Annotated in this window: 5 protein-coding genes and 1 pseudogene; 2 read left to right on the top strand and 4 right to left on the bottom strand. The window is 73.1% G+C overall.

What is annotated here, in order from left to right; all coding sequences use genetic code 11:
* Positions 1 to 74 precede the first annotated feature (74 nt).
* Positions 75 to 623 carry an ATP-binding protein gene (locus EBH09_RS33065; RefSeq protein WP_193776658.1) on the bottom strand — a complete coding sequence of 183 codons (549 nt, stop codon included), beginning with the start codon at positions 621 to 623 and terminating at the stop codon, positions 75 to 77.
* A 184-nt stretch (positions 624 to 807) separates the two neighbouring features.
* Entirely contained in the window at positions 808 to 1131 is a 324-nt protein-coding gene (locus tag EBH09_RS33070; RefSeq protein WP_121750513.1) for a hypothetical protein, read from the bottom strand.
* A 347-nt stretch (positions 1132 to 1478) separates the two neighbouring features.
* Between EBH09_RS33070 and EBH09_RS33075 the strand changes: the two genes are divergently transcribed.
* Complete coding sequence (locus EBH09_RS33075; protein WP_121750514.1) at positions 1479 to 2603, top strand: PLP-dependent cysteine synthase family protein; 1125 nt, start codon at positions 1479 to 1481, stop codon at positions 2601 to 2603.
* Positions 2604 to 2675: 72 nt separating this feature from the next.
* On the opposite strand, the gene EBH09_RS33080 is transcribed toward EBH09_RS33075, so the two are convergent.
* Positions 2676 to 3149 carry an SRPBCC family protein gene (locus EBH09_RS33080; RefSeq protein ID WP_121750515.1) on the bottom strand — a complete coding sequence of 158 codons (474 nt, stop codon included), beginning with the start codon at positions 3147 to 3149 and terminating at the stop codon, positions 2676 to 2678.
* Between the two features lie 118 nt (positions 3150 to 3267).
* Positions 3268 to 4089: a DeoR/GlpR family DNA-binding transcription regulator gene (locus EBH09_RS33085; RefSeq protein ID WP_121750516.1), complete on the bottom strand. Its 822-nt coding sequence runs from the start codon at positions 4087 to 4089 to the stop codon at positions 3268 to 3270.
* 286 nt (positions 4090 to 4375) lie between these two features.
* On the opposite strand from EBH09_RS33085, the pseudogene EBH09_RS39505 reads away from it, so the two are divergent.
* A pseudogene (locus EBH09_RS39505) lies at positions 4376 to 5223 on the top strand (hypothetical protein); the annotation flags it as partial.

A 5223-nucleotide genomic window follows, 5' to 3' on the forward strand; every position in this document is an offset into this window, starting at 1 on the left:
GCGCCGGACCGCTCGCCGGCGGCGAGGCCGGTACCGGGCCGCACGGCCCGCGGCATCGAAGGGTCACCGCCCGGTCAGCCGGCAACGGCCGACCGGGCGGGAGCGGGTTGGGGTCTGCCCAGGTCGACCGCGTGCTCGACCTCCGCGAACGCGGCGGCCGGCACCTCCTCGACCAGGCGTCGCGGCGGGCGCGCGGAGACGGGTGTCGCGGTGACCGGCGCGGCGGTGACGGCCGTCGGGAGCGTGAACCAGACGACCTTGCCGGACTCGCCGTCCGGCCGGGCGCCCCAGCTCTCACTCATCGCGGCCACCATCGAGAGCCCGCGTCCGCAGGTCGCGAGCGGCTCGGCGTCGTCCACCACGGGCAGACGCGGGTCGTGGTCGCGCACGGAGACCGTGAGCCGGTCAAGGAGCAGCTCTATCTCCACGGTGCACGTCTTGTCGGGCCGGGCATGCAGGTGGACGTTGGTCAACAGCTCCGTCACGCCGAGCGCGGCCCGGTCGATCAGGGAATCCATATGCCAGTAGCGCAATTGCGCAGATACGATTCTGCGGACCTGGCCGATCCGCGACGGCAGGGCTTGGAGCTCCACCGTGCAGTGTCTGCTTGGGTGACTGATCACGGCTGCGACTCCCCGACATAGAGGTCCGGAAGAACACGGAGTTCGGATCCAGCAGGGCGCACGCGGCGCATCGCCGCCTGCTGTCATGGCCGGCGGGCTGGTTCGCAGCGTTATCGCCGGTAAACCCAGAGTGACGTGAGACCAGCGTGACGCAAGGGGTGAGGCACCGCAACTTACGGACATCTCAACCGCGGTGCCCGGCCGCCCTGCGCACCGCCTCGATGAAATGGCGAGCCGCGGGCGGACCCGGCTCGCCCGGCGCGGGGTCGTGCTCGCCGAGCGTCAGCAGGTACCGCTTGCCGTTGAGGTCGGCGAGGGCCCGGTCCTCCGGGGCGAACCAGGGCTTGGAGGCGCGTACCGCCTGCACCGGAGCGCTGTCGATCTCACTGCCGTAGCTGGTGAGCAACTCCACCCGGCCACCGCTGATCCGGACCGTTCCGGCCCGGGTGAGTGACCGCAGCCGCTTGCCGATCCGCACCCCCGTGGCCCTGAACTCCGGCTCCGCCATGCCGTCGCCCCCTCGCGCGCGTCGGTTGCCGGACCGTGCACCTCGCTGGGCCCGGTACCGGCCGGCTCGTGTCGTGCTCCAGTGTGCGCCCGCGGCGGGAACCCGGTCCCGCCCGCTGGCAGTCTGCCCGCACCACGCGCCGAGCACCAGTACGCGCCGCCCCCTTCCGGTGGCGACCGGAGCACTCGCGCGAATGCGCCCCCACCGGGCCGGGGGTCGGGCCCCAGGGGAGTCTTTGGACCTCCCAAAGGTGTGTTTATGCAGGTGAGAAGCGTGTGCAAGGTGCTTATGATCGAGGCGTCGGCCGCGCGACGCGCCGTCGGCGCGCAGCCTTAAGGAGCCCCGTCGTGAGTACCCCCCAGCAGACCCGCACCGGCGCCACTCTCGACGTCGACCACAGCGACACCGCCTACCGCGCTTGGCTCAAAGAAGCCGTGCGCAAGGTCCAGGCCGACGCCAACCGCTCGGCCGACACCCACCTGCTCCTCTTCCCGCTGCCCGAGCGGTGGGGCATCGACCTGTATCTGAAGGACGAGTCCACCCACCCCACCGGCAGCCTCAAACACCGCCTCGCCCGCTCACTCTTCCTCTACGGCCTGTGCAACGGCTGGATCCGGCCGGACCGCCCGGTGATCGAGGCGTCCAGCGGTTCGACGGCCGTGTCCGAGGCGTACTTCGCGAAGCTGATCGGCGTCCCGTTCATCGCCGTCATGCCGCGCACGACCAGCCCCGAGAAGATCCGTCTGATCGAGTTCCACGGTGGACGCTGTCACTTCGTGGACGACTCCCGCCGGATGTACGAGGAGTCCGCACGCCTCGCGGCCGAGACCGGCGGCCACTACATGGACCAGTTCACCTACGCCGAACGCGCCACGGACTGGCGCGGCAACAACAACATCGCCGAGTCGATCTTCCGCCAGCTGCGGCTGGAGCGGTTCCCCGAACCGGCGTGGATCGTCGCCACGGCCGGCACCGGCGGCACCTCGGCGACCCTGGCGCGTTACGTCCACTACATGCAGCACGACACCCGCGTCTGCGTCGCCGACCCGGAGAACTCCTGCTTCTTCGAGGGCTGGACCACCGGCGATCCGGACGTCGCCTGCGACCGCGGCTCCCGGATCGAGGGCATCGGCAGGCCCCGGATGGAACCCAGCTTCGTGCCCGGCGCCATCGACCGCATGATGAAGGTGCCGGACGCGGCGAGCGTGGCGGCCGTCCGCGCACTGGAACAGGCCATCGGCCGCAAGGCGGGCGGCTCGACGGGCACCGGACTGTGGAGCGCGCTGAAGATCGTCGCCGAGATGGTGGCCGAGGGACGCCGGGGCAGCGTGGTGACGCTGCTGTGCGACCCGGGGGACCGGTACCTCGACAAGTACTACTCGGACACCTGGCTCGCCGAGCAGGGCCTCGACATCGGCCCGTACACGGCGGCGATCGAGTCCCTGCTGCACACGGGCACCTGGCCCGGCTGACCCGGGGCGACGAGGCGCAGGCCGCAGGCGGTGGGCGGTCCGGCCGGAAACGGTGGGCGGTCCGGCCGCGCGCTACGGGCGGGTGAGCCGCCGGTCCAGCGAGGTGACCGCGTCCCGGAAGGCCCGCCCCAGACCCGGACGCGCGCGGTTCAGCACGAACCGGAACGGCGCCGTACCGTCCGCGGCGAACGTCCACTGCACGCGCGTGCCCGTCCCGGCCGGCGCCAGCCGCCACTCCTCGACCATGGCCCGGGCGCCGGGCGCGTTGGTGACGTCGACGCGATAGGCGTACACCTCGGGCGGTTCGGCGGCCAGCACCGTCTCCACGAAGCGCGTACCGCCCTTGAGCCGGATCTCGCGCCCCGCGCCGCCACCGATGGGCCGGGCGAATGCCACCGCCGAGAACCAAGCGGTCCAGCCCGGAACGTCCTCGGCCAGCGCGCGGAAGACCACGTCCGGGGCGGCGGAGATCTCCCGCGCGAAGACCAGGCGTACCGGAGCCGTCTCGACGAAGCCGAGACCCACCGGACGCAGACGGCGAGCCATGGTCGCAACCCCCTTGGGCGCAGCCGCGGATGCGGACGATCGGCGACGAGGCGCCACGATAGCCTGAGGTGCGCCGGGTGTCAGCGGGGCCAGGGACGCGCGCCGGCGTCCGCCGAGGTCAGTCGGCCTTCTCCGGCTCGCCCGCCACGACCAGCCCCAGGTGCTCCGAGATCTCCGCGCGGGCGTCCGCCGGCAGGCCGGCGTCGGTCACCAGCGTGTCCACCTGCTCCAGTGCCGCGAACGAACTCAAACCCACCACGCCCCACTTGGTGTGGTCGGCGACCACCACGACACGCCGCGCCGACTGCACCAGCCGCCGGTTGGTCTCGGCCTCCGCGAGGTTCGGCGTCGACAGGCCGGCCTCGGCCGATATCCCGTGCACGCCGAGGAACAGCACGTCGAAGTGGAGCATCGCGATCGCCTGGTCGGCGACCGGGCCCACCAGCGAGTCGGAGGGCGTGCGCACACCACCCGTGAGCACCACCGTGGCCGCACCCTGCCGCGCGCCCGAGGTCCGCTGCGCCACGTGGAACACGTCGGCCACCCGCACCGAGTTGGTGACCACCGTCAGGTCGGGCACGTCGAGCAGCCGGTGCGCCAGCGCGTACGTGGTGGTACCGCCCGACAGGGCGATCGCCGCACCCGGCGCGACCAGCTCCGCCGCGGCCCGTGCGATGTCCTCCTTGGCGGTCGGCTCCAGACCCGACTTCGCCTCGAACCCCGGCTCGTGCGTGCTCGCCTCGACCACCGGGACCGCGCCGCCGTGCACCTTCTCCAGCACGCCCTGCCGGGCCAGCGCGTCGAGGTCGCGGCGGACCGTCATGTCCGACACGCCGAGCTTGCGGGTCAGCTCGTTGACCCGGACCCCGCCCCGGCGGCGCACCTCGTCCAGGATCAGGGCGCGCCGCTGCTCCGCGAGGAGGTTCGGATTCTCACTCACGTACGCTTCGGTCCTTTCGCCGCGAAACCGCCCGACACGCCCGGCGCACCCGCTACGACGAGGAGTTCCCCGGCTCCGGTGCGTGGACGACCCATCCTCGCACGCCCCGCCACGGGCCGCGCCACCGCCCGCCAGCCGCGCACATGTCACCTCCGCCCCGCCCCGGCGTCACCCGGCACACTGTTCGGGGAGATTCCGTGCCGAGGGGTGTGCGCCGCCCGCTCAGCGGAGATCCTTGTGCCCGCACGGACAGAGCCGACGGCGCGTCACGGGGGAGTGCGGGACAGTGGAGCAGGCGCAGGAACGGGCCGGGACGGGCGGACAGGACGCCCCCGGACCACGCGACGCGAAAGACGGGACGGACGGGAGGACCGGCACCGCCCTGGAACTCCTGGTCCACGGAGTGGGCGGCACGACACCCGCCGAGATGCTGGACGACCCGCGGACCGTGCGGATCACCGGCGACCACGTCGCGGCCGTCTTCCGGCGCGCCGAGGACGCCGACGCCGAGTCCCGGCCCGAGGACTACCGGGGCCGGCCGGTGCCCGAGGCCTACGTCTGGTGCAACCTCACCTCCGGCAACGGCACCCGCGCCCTGTGGCTGCTGCTCCTGCCGTTCATGGTGGTCAACCTCGCCCACTGGATGCGGCCCACGGCGCACGGCCGGACCAGGACGGTACGCCTGTACGGGCTGCTGGTGCGGCTGGCGGGGCTGACCCTGACGGTGCTGCTGATCGCCGGGGCCTGCGAGGTCGCCCTCGACCTCGTCGCCTGGCAGTGCGCGGGCACGCGCGCGTGCGCCGAGCGGCACTCCTGGCTGGGTTTCCTGTCGCCGGTGATGTCGGACGGCGGCTGGTGGAGCACGCCCGGCCGCAGGCTCGCCCTCGCGGCCGCGGTGCCCGCCGCGCTCACCGGCCTGCTGTGGTATCTGTCGCTGCGCACCTGGCGGGCGTACGAGTCCCAGCAGCCGATGGACCGCGCGACCGACCCCGAGGAAGACCCCGCGCGCACCGCCCTCGGCCGGCCCGGGTTCTGGTACGGGCGCCGCCTGGTGGCCCGGCTGCGCGCCGCGCACACCGCCGCCGCGCTGCTGACGGTCGCCGCGGCGGTCGGCGCACCGGCGGCCCGCTTCGA

Origin of the sequence: Streptomyces sp. E2N166 (assembly GCF_003671715.1) — a bacterium.
In the GTDB taxonomy this organism is placed as follows: Bacteria; Actinomycetota; Actinomycetes; order Streptomycetales; family Streptomycetaceae; genus Streptomyces; species Streptomyces thinghirensis.

Excerpts from the sequence above, each read along its gene's own strand:
- EBH09_RS33080 (WP_121750515.1), bottom strand. The coding sequence starts at position 3,149 with ATGGCTCGCCGTCTGCGTCCGGTGGGTCTCGGCTTCGTCGAGACGGCT.
- EBH09_RS33070 (WP_121750513.1), bottom strand. The coding sequence starts at position 1,131 with ATGGCGGAGCCGGAGTTCAGGGCCACGGGGGTGCGGATCGGCAAGCGG.